Source organism: Mycobacterium sp. (assembly GCF_025965855.1).
GTDB lineage: Bacteria > Actinomycetota > Actinomycetes > Mycobacteriales > Mycobacteriaceae > Mycobacterium.
In genome coordinates this window covers 1-17,235 of record NZ_JAOPWB010000351.1, presented here as the reverse complement: position 1 = coordinate 17,235, position 17,235 = coordinate 1, and the positions used below count along the sequence as shown (strand labels likewise).

General features: G+C 62.5%; 15 protein-coding genes and 1 pseudogene. 10 read left to right on the top strand and 6 right to left on the bottom strand.

Annotated elements, in window-relative coordinates; translation table 11 throughout:
* Positions 1-108 precede the first annotated feature (108 nt).
* The 4 genes and pseudogenes from JWP83_RS30265 to JWP83_RS30250 all read right to left on the bottom strand — a co-directional run.
* Positions 109-630, bottom strand: a pseudogene (locus JWP83_RS30265) (peroxiredoxin); the annotation flags it as partial.
* A 612-nt stretch (positions 631-1,242) separates the two neighbouring features.
* Entirely contained in the window at positions 1,243-1,872 is a 630-nt protein-coding gene (locus JWP83_RS30260; RefSeq protein WP_297739010.1) for a CAP domain-containing protein, read from the bottom strand.
* A 282-nt stretch (positions 1,873-2,154) separates the two neighbouring features.
* A complete protein-coding gene (locus JWP83_RS30255; RefSeq protein WP_297739007.1) occupies positions 2,155-2,595 on the bottom strand; it encodes a lipoprotein LpqH in 441 nt (146 codons plus the stop codon).
* Positions 2,596-2,670: 75 nt separating this feature from the next.
* Positions 2,671-3,309, bottom strand: coding sequence for a TetR/AcrR family transcriptional regulator (locus JWP83_RS30250; RefSeq protein ID WP_297738998.1), 639 nt, complete (start codon positions 3,307-3,309; stop codon positions 2,671-2,673).
* A 1,317-nt stretch (positions 3,310-4,626) separates the two neighbouring features.
* Between JWP83_RS30250 and JWP83_RS30245 the strand changes: the two genes are divergently transcribed.
* The 10 genes from JWP83_RS30245 to JWP83_RS30200 all read left to right on the top strand — a co-directional run bounded on the left by JWP83_RS30245 (position 4,627) and on the right by JWP83_RS30200 (position 15,568).
* Positions 4,627-5,412 (top strand): ABC transporter permease, encoded by a 786-nt coding sequence (locus JWP83_RS30245; protein WP_297739004.1) that lies wholly within the window; start codon positions 4,627-4,629, stop codon positions 5,410-5,412.
* A complete protein-coding gene (locus tag JWP83_RS30240; protein ID WP_297738995.1) occupies positions 5,409-6,263 on the top strand; it encodes an ABC transporter permease in 855 nt (284 codons plus the stop codon). Before JWP83_RS30245 ends, JWP83_RS30240 begins: the two co-directional genes overlap by 4 nt.
* A gap of 5 nt (positions 6,264-6,268) precedes the next feature.
* Entirely contained in the window at positions 6,269-7,744 is a 1,476-nt protein-coding gene (locus tag JWP83_RS30235; protein ID WP_297738992.1) for an MCE family protein, read from the top strand.
* A 28-nt stretch (positions 7,745-7,772) separates the two neighbouring features.
* Entirely contained in the window at positions 7,773-8,801 is a 1,029-nt protein-coding gene (locus JWP83_RS30230) for an MCE family protein (protein WP_297738989.1), read from the top strand.
* Positions 8,798-10,192, top strand: coding sequence for an MCE family protein (locus tag JWP83_RS30225; protein WP_297738986.1), 1,395 nt, complete (start codon positions 8,798-8,800; stop codon positions 10,190-10,192). The genes JWP83_RS30230 and JWP83_RS30225 overlap by 4 nt, the downstream gene beginning before the upstream one ends.
* Complete coding sequence (locus tag JWP83_RS30220; RefSeq protein ID WP_297738983.1) at positions 10,189-11,529, top strand: virulence factor Mce family protein; 1,341 nt, start codon at positions 10,189-10,191, stop codon at positions 11,527-11,529. The genes JWP83_RS30225 and JWP83_RS30220 overlap by 4 nt, the downstream gene beginning before the upstream one ends.
* Positions 11,526-12,686: a virulence factor Mce family protein gene (locus tag JWP83_RS30215; protein WP_297738981.1), complete on the top strand. Its 1,161-nt coding sequence runs from the start codon at positions 11,526-11,528 to the stop codon at positions 12,684-12,686. Before JWP83_RS30220 ends, JWP83_RS30215 begins: the two co-directional genes overlap by 4 nt.
* 1 nt (position 12,687) lies before the next feature.
* On the top strand, positions 12,688-14,160 hold the full coding sequence (locus JWP83_RS30210) for an MlaD family protein (RefSeq protein WP_297739002.1): 1,473 nt from the start codon (positions 12,688-12,690) through the stop codon (positions 14,158-14,160).
* Positions 14,124-14,804, top strand: coding sequence for an Mce protein (locus tag JWP83_RS30205; RefSeq protein ID WP_297738978.1), 681 nt, complete (start codon positions 14,124-14,126; stop codon positions 14,802-14,804). The genes JWP83_RS30210 and JWP83_RS30205 overlap by 37 nt, the downstream gene beginning before the upstream one ends.
* Positions 14,805-14,866: 62 nt before the next feature.
* Complete coding sequence (locus JWP83_RS30200) at positions 14,867-15,568, top strand: hypothetical protein (protein ID WP_297738975.1); 702 nt, start codon at positions 14,867-14,869, stop codon at positions 15,566-15,568.
* A gap of 655 nt (positions 15,569-16,223) precedes the next feature.
* On the opposite strand, the gene JWP83_RS30195 is transcribed toward JWP83_RS30200, so the two are convergent.
* Both JWP83_RS30195 and JWP83_RS30190 read right to left on the bottom strand, forming a co-directional pair.
* Complete coding sequence (locus JWP83_RS30195; RefSeq protein ID WP_297738970.1) at positions 16,224-16,700, bottom strand: MarR family transcriptional regulator; 477 nt, start codon at positions 16,698-16,700, stop codon at positions 16,224-16,226.
* A gap of 128 nt (positions 16,701-16,828) precedes the next feature.
* The coding region (locus JWP83_RS30190; RefSeq protein WP_297738967.1) for a CoA transferase at positions 16,829-17,235 on the bottom strand (407 nt) is incomplete at its 5' end.

Sequence of the window (17,235 nt, the reverse complement as noted above, 5' to 3'; positions counted from 1 at the left end):
GACCAGCCACGGCACGTACGCGTTTTCCGGTTCTGAGAACCAGTCGCCGATCGGTTCGCGCTTGCCCTCCGACTGCTGATGCGCGTCGGTGTGCTTCTCCCGAACGTTCTGCAAGAACGCCAAGGTCTGGTCGGCGTGCACCGATGCGCGCAACTCGCTGGAGACGACCTTGAGTACGGTGCGGTCGGTGTCGATGACGAATGTGGTCCGTCTGACCGGCAGCAGCCAGGCCAGCAGGCCACGGCGCCGAGCGTGCCGGCTACGCCGGGCCGCCTTGCGCGCCACGACGGATCTACGCAGCTTGGCGAGCTTGCCTCGGCGCACCCCGAACATGGCGGACACCACGCCGTCCGAGTCGGAGAGCAGCGGATAGTCGAACGAGCGCTGTAGGGCGAAGTGGGCCTGCTTGTCGACGGTGTCGGTGCTGATGCCCACGCGTTGGGTGCCCACCTTGGCGAATTCGCTGCCCAGGTCCCGAAAGTGACAAGCCTGGGCTGTACAGATCGGTGAGGACGCTATTGGAAAGAAGAACAGCACAACCGGCCCTTCGGAAAGGAGCGCGGACAGTGTCCGAGGCCAACCGGTATGGTCATACAGGGTGAAGTCAGGTGCCTTGTCACCCGCAATCATCGGCAAAGAATAACGCGGGGACGCACGCCTCGGATAATTCGGTCATCGCCGAACAGATACCAGGTGGGAATCGTTATCGGCTCGGCCCCGCCGATGCGCGCAGAGCACGGTACAACGATAATTCGGCGGATATGTCCAAGAAACGGCAGGAACTATCCGGAATAGCTGGTGCCGGTGTTACGTCCAAAAAGGTTGTACGGCAGGGTTTAACGCGGGTTTGCCGGACTATTCAAGAACCGCAGATCGGAAATCCTGGTCGCGGGTTCGAGCCCCGCCCGCCCCACCGCAAAAGTGCTGGTAGAGGCGTTATTTGCCGATAGTCGCCGCGCCGGTAGGCTGCATGTACCGGCGTATGGGCGATTTACCCTCGGCAAGGGCTGGGGCGGTACTCATGTGGCTGGTGCGACGGGTGGTGCTTGTACACCGTGATGTCGCTTGAAGACGTTGTAGACGAGCGGCGTGTCTTGCCCGTGGTGGTGGTCGGGGATCTGGGCTGGGTCAACAGAAGTGGCGCAGGCACCCGGTGGCCGAGTCGGGCCGACTTTCCCTCGTCGTCGATCAAGGTGACGACCCGTTTTCCCAACGAGGGTTTACGGACGGTCTGGCCCTTGCCTATTCCGGCGGATTGCCAGGCGGCGGGTAGACACCCCGCAGGATCCAGGGGAACCAATTGATGCCGAACTCGAGCTCGTCGCTGGCGTCATAGTCGGGGCTGGGATCGATCGGAATGTTGGCCTCGCTTTGCGCGGCGCCCATGGGCGACACTTCGTTTGTCCCGGTGCCGGTCGGCTGTGGGGGCTGTCCATAAACAGCCACGACGACGGTGCGATCCGGGCTGTTTTCCGACCAGACTCCCATTTGGGAATTGGCGCAGTCGGACATGATGGTCTTATAGGCGGGGTTGTAGTACCACCGGTTGAGCAAATCGTTGCCGCTGATTGCGATGGATTGGTTGATCGCTACCGTTTCCGCGGCCTGACCGTGGAAGCCAGCTGCGTTCGTGCGGTCCTGGGGGGTGGACCCGTCTGAGCCGATGTCGCCGTCGAGGTTGCGGTTGTTCAAGATATCCCTGGTGTGCCGCTGCGCCGCGAGTTGCAGCTGTGGATTAATTCGGACGTCGTTGGTGCAGCCTGCCTGATGCTGCATGGTGTAGACGTTGGCAACGACACCGTCGTTGAGCCGTTTGTTGTTCGGTATGAGCGTGTTGTTGTCACCATCCGCATGCGCGGCAGGGGCATACAGCAGGGTGCTGACGGCGACCACCAAGGCGGCCCGAGTCAGCGGCCGATACTGCCTCATTTTCCTCCTTGTCCGCCGCCAGTAGGCGGTGGCCAGTGGTGGGCTGCGGAAGCTCCTGCGACCAATTACTGCCTTGGCCATGGCGATTGCATCACGGTTCGGCCTTGCATTCGGGCGACAGGAATTAGACAGATATATTACGCTTTAGCCGCCACGAAGCAAGGAGAGCCCACCGCCAGCCAGGCTAAGCGCCAACCCGGGTTGACTTGTGATCCGCGGCGAGCGCTAACACGCGACCTGGATCGCGAATGTGCCAGTTGCCCTCATGCTGGGGTTGTCGGTGTCGAACCCGTCGGCAGTACCGCGGATTATGTACGTCTCACCCGTCATACGCACGTCGGTTTTGCCGTCGAGCCCATCCATGTAGCTCCCGGTGAAGCCGCCCAAATCGTTGATGCTGACGGATTTGGCGGTAAGCCCAGTTTCGTTGGATACCAGTGCCGTAACGCCTGCAGCCGGGTCCCCAGTAGTGATCGTCGTCAGCGATCCTATCGGCGCACACTTCACCGCGGTCGTCGCGGGGAGAGCCCTATTGTTGATCGTCACCCTCGCGGTTCCTGCGGGCAGTGCGCCCGGCGGAGCTGCGGCGGGTGGCGACGATGAGCACGCCCCAATACCCGCCGCGACCAGAGCGGCCGCCGTCGCGTTGAAGAACCGTTTCTGCACGAGCCCACCCCGGTTTCTTGCCATACCTGCCATACCTTCCGATAGAGAAATGTAGCCGCGTGTCCGCTGATCGGGCTACGCCCGAGGATTCAGCGAGGCGGTGAGCAGGTTCCGCAGCAAGCCCTCGTCACCGCCGTCTTCGGGCCTCGCTGGTTCAGCAATGAGACTGAAGTTGATCCGGACAATCCAGCGGGCGAGGGTGTCGGCCGGAAGGTCGCGGCGAATCTCGCCGGCGGCCGCAGCAGCCTCGAGGCGCCGCACAAGCGTGTCAGCGAGTTTGGTTCGCCACAACTCGGAGCCTTCGGCGGCGTGATAGGCGACACCGAGGGCTTGATGTTCTTCGATCAGTGATCGCATTATCGGTGAGCTGCGGGCGATGTCGGTGCCCCGCAGGCATGCCTCGACGAGCTGAGTCAGAAATGGTTCGTCAGTCTGCCAGCATTGTTCAACGGCTTGCGCGGTGGCGGCGAGGACTCGCACAAAGGAGGCGGCCAGCAGTGTGTCCTTCTTCGAGAAGTAGTAGTACACCGTCGACCGGTGCACGCCTGCGCGCCGGGTGATGGCGCTCATCCGGGTGCGCACCGGTCCCTTCTCCGCGTAGCAGGCATCGGCTGCGACCAGCAACCTTTCGCGCGCCTCGTCCTCATCAGCGGGATCAGCGCGCCAGCCACCGCCCCACGAACGCGCACGGTGTTCCTCGGGCCGAGCGGTCACAAGAGCACACTATGGCTTCCCTGGTGTAGCGGTGATGCACTTCGTCACAAGTCATGGTCGGCCACTTGGGCCGAAGCATCGCCCGCCGGCAGGAGATGAAGAGGACACGCGCAGGCACACCACCGGCGTCGTAACCAACGAGTCGGCAACCGACAGGCAGTGGGTGTGGTCCGCGGCCGTTGAGCACCTGACAGGTACCGTCGAACTCATCAGCAACTTGCTTAAATACGCTAATGGTTTAATTCGATATATAGATATATGTTTTGCTGTTGCGGGCTGATTGGCCGATGCGTGTCATTCCCACATTCCTCTCCGGCCGTCGTCACCCTAAGCCGAGACTGGTCGACTGGCTAACGGTCGGCAGGGAATAATTTCGCGGTCGGTTCGAGGGAGTTGCTGATGATGTTGGGGGCGGTGCACACGGCGAGATCTAGGGCAACATGAAGTCGGACCGCACCCAGCGCCGCCAATTGCAAACAATCTGCAGCCCCCAAAAGCGCTGGTCATGCCCCGTGGCAAGGCTGCCATGATTCGGCGGCTTCTAGGTCGGCGCCCCATGGAGGACGTGGTGTTTGTCTTGTGGTACGCAGCGTCGCTCCGGAAACCGCGGTCCTGGAGTTTGCGACGCAGGGCGCGTGTCACCACCTCCTTACTTTTCAACTCGCTATTGCTCGATGTCTTCGCGATGCGTAACGAAGTAGGCCATAAATGCTTCCAGGATTGTGCGCGAATGTGCTCTTTGAATAATTCTGATAACTCTTCATTTGTGCGACTACCAGGAAATCGCGGTGCAAAGTGAAACAGCCTGATTTATTGCGATTCTAGAGAAATCAAAGGGCTCAAATAGCTCAAGCTCAGCAAATGATCAAATCGTATGCGTCTGGCTTCATGAGCTGCTCCGGTCCGACTGTGATCGGAGCAGTTTGGGCTCCCGATGGCCAACTGTGCGAGGCAGCTCTTCCTAGGTAGTCACGTGCGCGAGGGCAAAGCTGCCAGGGCCGCGTGGACCCGTGGGCTCGGCCAGTTCATCACTGAATGCGACATTCGGATTAAATTTGTCGGAACCGCACAGCAAATCAGACCTAGTTCAACAGATCTCTGCCGAACCTGGATTGTCGAGATTGAAAGAGGTATATGTTGCTCTTCATGAAAGTCGTGGTAGCGTCCCGCTGTGCCTTAGGCCACACTGTTGGATGTCGGCGCTTGTCATTAACCGCTACGGGGAGGGTTCATCGCTCTAATGTCGGCCGAGGCTAGATACCAACGGGTGCGCTAGTGGTTGCGACGGAAGCACAACCTGCTCCGCCGGCCGCCAGTTTGCCGATCGGAGGCACCAAGCTCAAGCCGGAGGTCTACACCAAGCCGCTCCGCGAGGTTGGCAGCTTCTTCGCGTTGTCGCTGGACATCGTGGTGCAGATGGTGCGCCCGCCCTTCGCCTGGCGTGAGTTCATCCACCAGAGTTGGTTTGTGGCGCGGGTGACAATGTTCCCGACCGTTGCCGTGTCGATCCCGTTCAACGCGTTCGCCACATTCATCATCAACATCCTGCTGGTCGAGATCGGTGCAGCCGACCTATCCGGCACCGGCGCCGCACTGGCGTGTGTCGTGTACATCGGCCCGATCTCGACGGTGCTGGTCGTCGCCGGTTGCGGCGCCACCGCGATGTGCGCCGAACTGGGCGCTCGCACCATCCGCGAAGAAATCGACGCCATGCGAGTGATGGGAATCAGCCCGGTCCAACGCCTGCTGGTGCCCAGGGTGCTGGCGCTCACGGTCAACGGGTTTCTGCTCAACGCCATCAACACCATCGTCGGTTTGGTCACCGCCTATGCCTTCTCGGTCGGCTTCCAACACGTCAATCCTGGTTCCTATGCGGCGAGCCTGACGCTGCTCGTCGGGGTCACCGAAGTCGTCATAGCCTTCGCCAAGGCGGCGGTGTTCGGCCTGATCGCCGGCCTCATCGCGTGCTACAAGGGCCTCACCGTGGGCGGGGGTCCACAAGGTGTAGGCAACGCGGTCAACGAAACCGTGGTGTACACGTTTATGGCTTTATTCATCATCAACGTGATCCTGACCGCCGTCACGACGAAGGCGACGATGTGAGCGCCGCGCCCGCCGGACTGCGGCTCCCACGGCTGGCGAATACCGTCAGTGGCTTTGCCAACGGGTGGAATCGGCTGGGAAGCCAGACCGCGTTTTATGTCAGGGCCCTGGGCTCTATCTGGGAAGCCGTCGCCCGGTACAGAACGGAGACGCTGCGCCTGATCGCGAATATGAGTCTGGGCGTTGGTGCGCTGGCCGTCATCGGCGGCACCGTGGTGATCGTCACCACCTTGACGATGTCCGTCGGTGGACTTGTCGCCATCCAGCTATTCCGATCGTTGTCCGACGTCGGCGTGCAGGCGTTGAGCGGTTTTGCCTCCGCCTACATCAACACGCGTCTCGCCTCCCCACTGATCGCCTGCATCGGTCTGGCGGCCACGATCGGCGCCGGTGCCACTGCGCAGCTCGGCGCCATGCGGATCAACGAGGAGATTGACGCGCTCGAGGTGATGGGCATCCGCACGATCACCTACCTGGTCTCCACCCGAGTGGTGGCCGGTGTGGTGGTGGTGATTCCGTTGTGGTGCATGGCCTCGCTGGCCGGCTATATGGCCACCCGGACCCTGGTCATCTTCGCCTACGGGCAGGCTCCCGGGGTCTACGACCACTATTTCCACACTTACCTGCAGCCCACCGACCTGATCTGGTCGATGCTGCAAGTCATCGGCACCGCAATATCGATCATGCTGGTGCACACCTATTACGGTTTCAACGCCACCGGCGGGCCGGCCGGCGTCGGTGAGGCGGTCGGTCGCGCGGTACGCGCCTCACTGGTCGTGGCGGTAGCGGTGACGTTGGCGGTGGCGATGGCCGCCTACGGTGTGTCCGGCGACTTCAACCTGTCGGGATAGCGGCGATGAGAAGGAAGCGGCGCGAGGCAGGCCTGCACCCGGCCTTGTGGACGGTGATTCTTTTCGCCGTCATCATCGGTTCGTTTGTGCTGACGATCGGGGCGTTCAACAGAGACTTCAGGCCGTATGCGACGGTGACCCTCACCTCGGACCGGTCGGGCCTGGTCATGGAACCCGGCGCGAAGGTGAAGTTGCGTGGCGTGCAGGTCGGCCGGGTTGCTTCGATCCAGCCCGGCGAGCCGGTGAGACTTCAGCTGGAACTGTACCCAGAGCAGCTCACAAACATCCCCGCCAACGTCGGAGCCGAAATCACCGCCACCACGGCATTCGGCGCCAAATACGTCGACCTGCTCACCCCCGCCGACCCGAGCCCGAAGCGGCTGAGGGCGGGGGCGGTGGTGGAATCTCGCAACGTGACCACCGAGGTAAACACGGTGTTCCAGAACTTGGTTGGCGTACTTAACAAGATCGACGTCACCAAACTGAATGCCGTCCTCACCGCTCTGGCCGAAGGGTTTCGCGGCAAAGGGGAAGCCATTGGCGAGGCGACCACCGACCTCAACCAGGTCCTGATGGCGATTAATCCGCGCAGCGAGACCATCCGGGCCGATTTCCGTGCGCTGAAGGGGTTCAGCGATACCTACGGCGCCGCCGCACGGGACATCGTGACGGTACTCGACGCAGTCAGCACGACCAGCTCCACGATCACCACCAACGCCAAACAGCTTGACTCGCTGCTGCTCGACCTGACCGGACTTTCCCGCAGCGGGGTCAATCTACTCGGCCCGAATAGAGACAACCTGGTGCATGGCATCAACTTGCTCGAGTCCACCACTAGCCTGCTCATGAAATACAACCCGGAACTCACCTGCTTGCTCGTCGGCGGGAAGAACGTCGCCGATTTTGGCTTCCTGGATGTTGCCGGTGGCCGCAACGGGTTTTCAGTGATCCTGGACGCCGGATTGCTCCTGGGCGACGACACGTACAAATTCCCCGACAATCTGCCGATCAACGGCATCAAGGGCGGTCCCGGTGGTCAGCCCGGGTGTGGATCGTTGCCAGACGTGTCGAAGAACTTCCCGCAGCGCTACCTGGTCACCAACTCCGGGTGGGGCACCGGGATGGACGTGCGGCCCAACCCCGGTATCGGCTTTCCGGGCTACGTCGACTACTTCCCCGTTACCCGCGGAACACCGGAACCGCCCAGTCTCCGCCACCCCGGGGGTCCGGCGCCCGGTCCGATCCCGTATCCGGGTGCGCCACCCTACGGGGCGCAGATGTACGCCCCGGACGGAACGCCTCTCTACCCCGGCCTGCCGCCGGCGCCTCCGCCGGGCAGGCCACGCGAACCCGGGCCGCCGCCGACCGGATCCGAACCGTTCGTCCCGCCAGTGCTGGGCGGCGGGCCGCAACCAACCTGCGGAGTGGTCACCCAGCAATGCGTGCCGCCGCCACCGCTGCCGTATGCCCCAGCACCCTGACGGCCGGAAGCTCTAGAGGAAGGCAGAGATGCGAGAGAATTTGGTAGGCGCGTTGTGGCGTCTTGCCATCTACGCGATCGTCTGCGTGATCGGCGCGTTTGCGCTGATCGCCGTCTTCGCCCAGTTGCGTTTCCAGTCGGAGAAGACTTACACGGCTCAGTTCGCGAACGTGTCGGGGCTGGAGGGCGGCAACTTCGTCCGCATTGCCGGTGTCGAGGTCGGCAAGGTCAAGAACATCAGTATCCAGCCCGACTCGACGGTGCTCGTCGAGTTCACCGCGGCCGACTCGGTGGTGCTCACCGAGGGCACCAGGGCCGCCATCCGTTTCGCCGACCTCGTGGGCGGCCGGTATGTGGCCCTCGAGGAGGGGGCCGGGGGAGTCAAGAGGCTTCATCCGGGCGGGACAATCCCGCTGAGCCGGACCGAGCCTGCGCTGGACTTGGACGCATTGATCGGTGGTTTTCGGCCCCTGTTTCGCGCACTGGATCCCGACCAGGTGAACAAGCTGACCGGTCAACTGATCGCGGCCTTCCAGGGTCAGGGCGCCACGATCGGCTCATTTCTAAGCCAGGCCGCGGCCCTGACCAACACCCTGGCCGACCGGGACCAACTGATCGGTCAAGTCGTCATCAACCTGAATTCCGTGCTCGGTTCGCTCAGTGGCCAGAGCAGCCAGTTCGCCAAGGCGGTCGACTCGCTGTCTGAACTCGTGGACGGCCTGAACGCCCGCAAGCAAGACATCAGCAACGGCGTGGCGTACGCCAACGCAGCTGCCGGGTCAATCGCCGGCCTGCTGGCGCAGGCTCGCCCGCCACTGAAAAAGGTGGTGCACGAGGCGGATCGAACGGCCGGCACCATATTGGCCGATCACGATTACTTCGACAACTTTCTCAACACCTGGCCCGACGCGACTCAGATACTCAACAGGCAGGGCATGTACGGCGACTTCTTCAGCTTCTACTTCTGCGAAATCGTGTTGAAGGTCAACGGCAAGGGCGGCCAACCGGTGTATGTCAAGCTGGCCGGCCAGCCTACGGGGAGGTGCACGCCGCGATGAAACCCTTCTCCGAACGCAACCCGCTTCGCATCGGCGCCATCGGCGCGGGCCTCATCCTTGCTCTGATCTTGTTGTCGGTGAACTACGACAAGTTGCCGTTTTTCAGCAAAGGCGCTACCTACTCTGCATACTTCGCCGAAGCGGGCGGGCTGATGTCCGGCAACGTCGTACAAGTGTCGGGTTTCCGGGTCGGGCAGGTCTCCAGCGTCGAATTGGACGGACCCCGGGTGCTGGTGAAATTCGACGTCGCCAACAACATCCGCCTCGGAGACCGCACCGAGGCGGCAATCAAGTTGAAGACTCTGCTCGGGACCAAGATCCTCGAGGTCACCCCGCGCGGGGAGGGGACGCTGGGCGGTCCTATACCCCTCGACCGGACTACACCGGCCTATCAACTACCCGACGCGCTGGGTGATCTCACGACTACCATCAGCGGGCTGGACACCAAACGACTGTCCAACTCGCTCGCCGTGCTCGCCGACACCTTCTCCAATACCCCGCCCGACCTGAAGGCCGCAGTACAGGGGGTGGCGCGATTTTCGCAGACCCTCGATGAGCGGGACGCGCAGCTGCGAAACCTGTTGAGTAACGCCAACAAAGCAACCAAGGTGCTGGCTCAACGCAGCGACGAAATCGTCAACCTCGTCGCCAACACCAACTCGCTCCTGGTTCAACTCAAGAGCCAAAGCTCCGCGCTGGACGAGATCGCCCACAACCTCTCCGCGCTGGCCCAGCAGCTGAAAGGCTTCATCGCCGAGAACCGCGACACGTTGAAGCCAGCGCTGGACAAGCTCAACGGCGTGTTGACGATTGTCGACAACCGCAAAGACCGCGTGCAGAAGGCGCTCGTCGGGCTTAACAGATACGCATTGGGGCTGGGTGAATCGGTGGGATCGGGGCCGTTCTTCAAAGCCTATGTCGTCAACCTGCTACCCGGGCAGTGGATACAGCCGTTCATCGATTCGGCCTTCTCCGACCTTGGCCTGGATCCGAATGTGCTGTTGCCCTCGCAGCGCAGTGACCCGCAAATCGGCCAGCCGGGGACGCCGCCGCTACCCCTGCCGTACCCGCGTACCGGCCAGGACGGACCACCGCGGATGACCATCCCTGATGCCATCACCGGTAACCCGAACGACCATCAGTGCGGTGTGCCCGGTGTTGCGCTGCCTGGTCCTGGCTGCTACCCGTATCGCCAGCCGGCGCCTGCGCCACCACCCGGGGGACCGCCGCCGGGGCCGCCCGCGCCGGCAGGTCCCGGCCAAGGACAATCCCTGCCTCCGCCGTCAGGACCGATCGAGCAACCGGCGCCCGGGCAATTGCCTCCGGCCCAAGCGCCCGTGCTGAGCGGTCCGGGGCCCATCAGCCCGCCGGACGAAGGTGGTGGACGGTGAAGTCTCGGAACGCCAAGATCGGCCTAGCCGTCACGCTGGCGCTTGTGCTGATCGGGGGCATCGTCACGGTGGTGGGGATAGCGAGCGGTGTCGGCCGCACAAATCTCGTCGGCTACTTCGCAAATAGCACTGGCATCTACAACGGGGACGACGTCGTTATTCTCGGCGTGCCCGTCGGCAAGGTCGAAAAGATCGAGCCGGAGCCCGACCGCGTCAAGATCACCTTCTGGTACAACGACAAGTACAAGGTGCCTGCTGACGCCAAAGCTGTGGTCCTGTCGCCGTCATTGGTGACGCCTCGATCCATCCAGTTGACGCCGGCCTACACGGGTGGCCCGGTGATGCGGGCCGACGCGGTGATACCGCAGGACCGCACCGCGGTCCCGGTGGAATGGGACGACTTCCGCCAGCAGCTCGAGAAGCTAACGCAGGTACTGCAGCCCACCACAGCAGGCGGGACCAGCACATTGGGGGCGTTCATCAACACTGCGGCCGACAACTTACGCGGCCAGGGCCCAGACATCCGTGAGACCATTATCAAGCTGTCGCAGGCGATTTCGGCGCTGGGCGATCACAGCAGTGACCTGTTCAGCACTCTCAAAAACCTGTCGATTCTCGTCTCCGCGTTGCACGACAGCGGCGATCTGCTGCGACAGCTCAACCAAAACCTGGCCGCGGTGACGAACCTATTGGCCGACGACCCGAACGAGGTCGGAAACGCGGTTCGGGACCTCCACGACGTGGTCGATGACGTCCGAAACTTTGTGGCCGACAATCAGGAGTCGCTGGGTACCACCTCGGACAAATTGGCGTCGGTGACGCAGGCAGTGAACGAGAGCCTCGACGACGTCAAACAACTCCTGCATGTCGCGCCGACGGCCTTTCAGAACTTCCTGAACATCTACCAGCCCGCGCAAGCCACGCTGAGTGGAGCGCTGGCGTTCAACAATTTCGCCAATCCGATTCAGTTTCTCTGTTCGGCAGTGGAGGCCGCTTCGCGTCGGGGCGCCAAGGAGTCAGCGAAGCTCTGTGTGCAGTATCTGGCGCCGATCTTCAAAAACCGCCAGTACAACTTCCCCCCGCTCGGCGAGAATCTTTTCGTCGGAGCCTCAGCCCGTCCCAACGAACTCACCTACAGCGAGGACTGGCTGCGACCCGACTACGTTCCCCCGCCACCGCCGGCGTCCGACCCGGTCAACCCCGCGCCTCCGGCGAATGCACCACCGGCGGCCGGGAGCTCACCACTGGCGGCGGAAGCGCCAGGCGCCCAACCGGTGTCGACCGACCCATCCGCCGGCCTGCGCGGGATGATGACGCCGCCCGGAGGTGGACAGTGATTCCCTTGCCACACCGGCTGCGCGTTGCCACGGGGCTGGTGGCGGTGCTGGTCGTTTCCGTGCTGTCCGGGTGTGGTTTCCACGGCGCGAACTCATTCAAATTGCCGGGCACCAAGGGCGGCGGCGCGGGCTCATACACCGTCCAAGCACAGATGCCCGATGTTCAAAACCTCCAACAGAATTCCCGCGTCCGCGTCAACGACGTCACTGTCGGCACCGTGACCAACATCGAACTTCAGGGCTGGCATGCCCTGGTCACCATGACGATCGACGGGGACGCCGACCTGCCGGCCAATGCAACGGCCACACTGGGACAGACCAGCCTGCTGGGCTCGGTGCACGTAGAACTGGCGCCACCCGCCGGGGTGCCGGCCGAGGGCAAGCTCAAAGCTGGATCACTGATCCCGTTGACATCCGCCGGTGCTTACCCGTCCACCGAACGGACGCTGGCCGCAGTGTCGTTGCTGGTGAACGGCGGTGGCCTGGGCCAGATCCAGGACATCATCAAGGCGTTGAGCACCGCTTTTACCGGTCGCGAGCAGGACCTGAGAAGCCTTCTCGGACAACTCGATAAGTTCGTCAGCTACCTCAACGACCAAAAAGACGACATCATCGCCGCAACCGACAGCCTCAACAACTTGGTCGGTCAATTCGCCGACCAGAAGCCGGTAATCGACAAGGCGCTGAAGACGCTGCCGGGTGCGTTGACCGTGCTCAAAGACGAGCGGAACAATCTCGCCGACGCGCTCGGCGAGCTGAGCAAATTCGGCGCGCTTGCCGCTGACTCGGTCAACAAGACCAAGTCCAACCTGGTCAAGGAGCTGACGGACCTCGGTCCGGTCCTCCAATCGCTGGCCGACGCGGGGCCGGCGCTAACTCGCTCGCTGGGGTTCTTCGGAACCTTCCCGTTCCCCAAGGACACGCTCAGCAAATGGAACCGCGGCGACTACGCGAACTTGACCGCGGTCCTCGACCTCACGCTGAGCCGGATCGACTCGGGATTTTTCACCGGCACCCGCTTTGAGTGCAATCTGACGGAGTTAGAGCTGCAGTGGGGGCGCACCATCGGCCAGATGCCCAGTCCATGCATGAACGGCAGCCAGTACAACCCCGGCAACCCGTTAGTCGTCCCTTACCACATCAACCAGGGGCCGTGACATCGTGTTGACGAAGCGAACCAGAATCCAACTGGTGGTTTTCGCAGTGGTCAGCTTGATCGCGGGCACCATTATGTTCTTCGCCTACATGCAGGTACCGACCGTGTTCTTCGGAGTTGACCGGTACTCGGTCGCGGTGCAGTTGCCCCAAGCGGGCGGCCTGTACCCGGGCGGAAACGTCACCTACCGCGGAGTCGAGATTGGCCGGGTGCAGACCGTGCGCCTGACCCAGACCGGCGCGGAGGCGGTGCTCCAGCTGGATTCGGGCATCCACGTTCCCGCCGACCTCGACGCCCAAGTACACAGCGTTTCGGCAGTTGGCGAGCAATACGTCGAGCTCCTGCCACGCACCGCGAAAGGGCCATCGCTGAAAGACGGCGATGTGATCCCCCTGGGCCGCACGTATGTCCCACCGGATATCAACTCATTGCTGGAGGCGACCAACCGCGGCCTGGCCGCGATCCCACGCGACAACCTGAAAACGGTGGTCGATGAGGGGTATGTCGCCTTCGGCGGGCTAGGCCCAGACCTATCCCGGCTGGTGAAGGGAACGACCGATCTGGCGATCGAAGCCCACAAGAACCTGGACGCGCTCACCACTTTGATCGACCAGTCGAAGCCAGTGCTCGACAGCCAAACCGCATCATCGGACTCGGTCCAGGCCTGGGCCGCCCACCTGGCGACCATCACGTCGCAGCTACGGAACAACGACTCCGCGGTGGCCGGCGTCCTGCAGAAGAGCGGCCCAGCGGTCGACCAGGCCCGGCAACTAGTCGACCGGCTTGACCCCACCTTGCCGATCCTGCTGGCCAACCTGGTCAGTGTTGGCCAGGTGGGGGTCACCTACCGGGACAACCTCGAAGGCCTCCTGGTGGAGCTGCCACAGGGCGCGGCCGATATCCAAGCGGTCGGCGTGGCCAACCGAAACACCAAGCAGGACTACCTCGGTGCCTACCTGAGCTTCAACCTGAACCTCGGATGGCCGCCGGCATGCACCACCGGGTTCCTTCCGCCCCAGCAGCAGCGGGCCGCCAGCTACGAGGACTACCCAGACCCCCCTAAAGGCGACTTTTACTGCCGGGTGCCGCAAGACTCGATGCTCAACGTGCGCGGCGCGCACAACTATCCGTGCGAGACCCGCCCGGGCAAGCGCGCCCCGACGGTGAAGATGTGCGAAAGCGACCAAGAGTACGTTCCATTGAACGACGGGTGGAACTGGAAGGGTGATCCGAACGCAACATATACGGGGCAGGGTGTCCCGCAGTACAGGCCGGGCGAGGAGCCGCCGGGGCAGGCACCGCCTCCGCTGCCGACCGGTCCGCCACCACCGCCCATAGCGGCCTTCCAATACGATCCAGCCACAGGCATGTACGTGGGACCAGACGGCCATATCTACACACACGCCGAGCTGACCCCAAGTGCCGTAAAGGAGCAATCATGGCAGAGCATGCTGATGCCCCCCACGAAGAAGTGAACAACCACGAGGGTGCATCTGAATCGACCAATGAGGTCACTTCCGAGGAGACGAGCTCCGAGGCGGCGGAAGTCCAAACCGAGGACGCCGAGGATTACGACGGCGCAGTTGACGCCGATGTGGACGACGAACCCAAAGACGTTGCCACTGAGAAGAAGCCCATGTCTTCGGTGCGGCTGGCAACAGTGTTGGGTGTGGTCGTGGTCGTCGCCTTGACCGCCCTGGCCGGCTGGCTGGGATTCCGGAATTATCAGGCACATCAGGTCCAGGCGCAGCGCGCGCTGTTGGTCCAGGTGGGGCGGCAGGGCGCACTGAATCTGACCACGATCGACTGGCAGCACGCCGACACCGACATACAGCGCATTCTGGATTCCGCGACAGGCACCTTTTACGACGACTTCTCCAAGCGGTCGAAACCTTTCGTTGACGTGGTCAAGAAGGCACAGTCCAAGTCAGCGGGGACGGTCGTTGAGGCGGGCCTCGAGTCGCAATCGGGCGACGAAGCACAGGTGCTGGTCGCCGTTTCCGTCAAAACCTCGAATGCCGGTGCGGCCGAAGAGGAGCCACGACATTGGCGAATGCGAATCTCGGTGAAAAAAGTCGGCGACGAGGCAAAGGTCTCCAACGTCGAGTTTGTGCAGTGAGGAAGCCGCAGCTCGGTAAGCGCCGACCACCGATCCTACGAACCAGAAAAGGAACCATCCCCGTGCGGGTTGAAACCGAAACCCTGACCGGCCAGGACGCGGCCGAGGTCTCCGCTGAGAAAACCGAACAGTTTGCGATCGAGATCGACGAGCCTGAAGACACCGCGGATGCCGAGAACAGCAGAGACACCGAACAGATTGTGGAATCGGAGGGCGCATCTTCCGACGACGTTGAACCCGAGGACGCCGAAAACGTTGAGCCACCGGCACGTTGGCGCCAAATCAAGTGGTCGCGCGTGTTGGCCTTTGGAGCGCTGCCAGTCTTGGCGTTGGCGATAGCGGCGGGCGCAGGCTACCTGAAGTGGCAAGACGCATGGGTCCGCGGGTCCGGAGTCGCCGACATCGAGTCCGTTGCGGCTGCGAAAGATTCCACCGCGGCGTTACTGTCCTACCAGCCCGACACCGTCGACAAGGATTTGGGGGGCGCCCGCGATCGGTTGACCGGCACCTTCAAGGATTCCTACACCCAGCTGATCCACGACGTGGTGATCCCCGGCGCGAAGAAGCAGCACATCTCGGCGGTCGCGACTGTTCCCGCTGCCGCTTCGGTATCGGCGACTCCACAGCATGCGGTCGTCCTGGTGTTCGTCGACCAGATGGTGACCGTTGGGAACGACGCGCCCAGCGAAACCGCGTCCACCGTCCGGGTGACTTTGGACAAGACCGGTGCCCGCTGGCTTATCTCCTCGTTCGACCCTGTCTAGACGTAATACCTTGTGGCCCAAGCGATATCTTCCCACCTTGACCTCATAGGGTGGTCTGCGTTGGGCCGAAATCCTGGCAAAGCGTATACGGCGGCCGGAAGGTGCTAACGCATCCCTGGGCCTTCACGACGTAGGTCGTGCCAGGCTGGTAGGGATAGCGCACCTCCGCCGGGTTCTGGCCATTCTGGGACGCACATTCTCCCGGCGAACCCTGGCCGGCTACCGACAGACATACCACCGATAAGTTTGGCTGGGCATGGATCGTGCACGGTCCAGGTCGCAAAGTGGCCACCACGACGCTCAATCCAGACACTTGCGCGACTTTCGGCGGCGTGAGGATGAAGGAGCACTGTCCGGCCCCATCGTCGTCCGACGGCGACGCATGTGAGACGCCCACGGGGTAGACAGCAATGAATGCCATCAGCAGACCGGCCCACAACGCTGTCAGGGACCTCCGGGGCATCCCTGAAAGATACCGCCCGACAGTGCTGTTGGGCCCACATTGATTTGATAGGCACCAGGACATTTATCACAGCCTCCGCTGATTGGCCCTCGCCACCAACGCAATTCGCAAAGCGCGGCGCATTCGTCGCTGGGGCAAGACGTTTCGCACGCCCCTGTGGCGAGTTTCTGAGATCATGGGTACGCCAACTCCCTAGATGTTGCCCTGGCTCGCGAGGCGATCCAATGGTGATAACGCGTTATTGAGGCTTGCGCGATCCCCGGGGCTGAGCGTCGTCAGCATTGCCGCAAATTGCAGATGCCTTGTCGCCAACGCAGTGCACCGCATCGCGTGGCCGTGCGGTGTGATCCGTACGACGACCGCACGCAGATCTGTGGGATCGCGTGACCGGTCGACAAGTCCCAGCTTCTCTAGTCGACGGATTGCCACCGTTGTTGTGGGGGTGCGGACACGTTGATGAGCCGCCAACGCCGTCATCCGCATCGGTCCGCGCTCCTGCAGTGTCATCAGAATCGACAGTTGCGCCAGCGTGAGATCGCCCGGGAGGATGCCGCCCGGATCGCGACGGACCAGCACCGAGAAAACCTCGAATAAGACTCGGTACAACTCCTCGGCGAGCGCAGCGGGCCGCTGGTCAGGCTGCGTAGTTTGCTGGCTTACAGTGAGCACTGGGGTCTCGCGGGCGTTCTTCGGGGTGACACCCGTGAAATCTTATCCGTTATACAGTTTGATGTCTCCACCAAGCGGCGATAGTTTTTCCACATACATTCGTCTGGACTGCAGTCACAGCGCCGAGATCAAGTGATCGCCCCGGCAATCTTGAGTTCAATGAGGCGGTCGTCGTCGATTCCTAGTTCGCGCAGTACCCCATCGGTGTGCTCCGCGAACTGCGGCGCTCGGGCCAGCCTTGCCGGATCATCGTCGAACTTCACGGGATTGGCTACCAGCTTCTGCGGATGACCTTCGGCATCGATGATTTCGGCGATGCGACCGTTGGCGGTCAGTGCTTCGTCATTGGCTATTTCCCAGGCATCCTGTACCGCGGCCCACTGCCCTCTGCCCTTGCGCAGCAACGCCTGACACTCGGCGAACGTCAATTTGCCGATCACGTCCGCTACGATTCGTTGAGCAGTTTCGCTGTGCTCGGCCATCGCCTCGATCGTTGTGAACCGCGGATCTTCGGCGAGGTCGTGCAGACCCATCA

Excerpts from the sequence above, each read along its gene's own strand:
- JWP83_RS30225 (WP_297738986.1), top strand. The coding sequence starts at position 8,798 with ATGAAACCCTTCTCCGAACGCAACCCGCTTCGCATCGGCGCCATCGGC.
- JWP83_RS30235 (WP_297738992.1), top strand. The coding sequence starts at position 6,269 with ATGAGAAGGAAGCGGCGCGAGGCAGGCCTGCACCCGGCCTTGTGGACG.
- JWP83_RS30230 (WP_297738989.1), top strand. The coding sequence starts at position 7,773 with ATGCGAGAGAATTTGGTAGGCGCGTTGTGGCGTCTTGCCATCTACGCG.
- JWP83_RS30205 (WP_297738978.1), top strand. The coding sequence starts at position 14,124 with ATGGCAGAGCATGCTGATGCCCCCCACGAAGAAGTGAACAACCACGAG.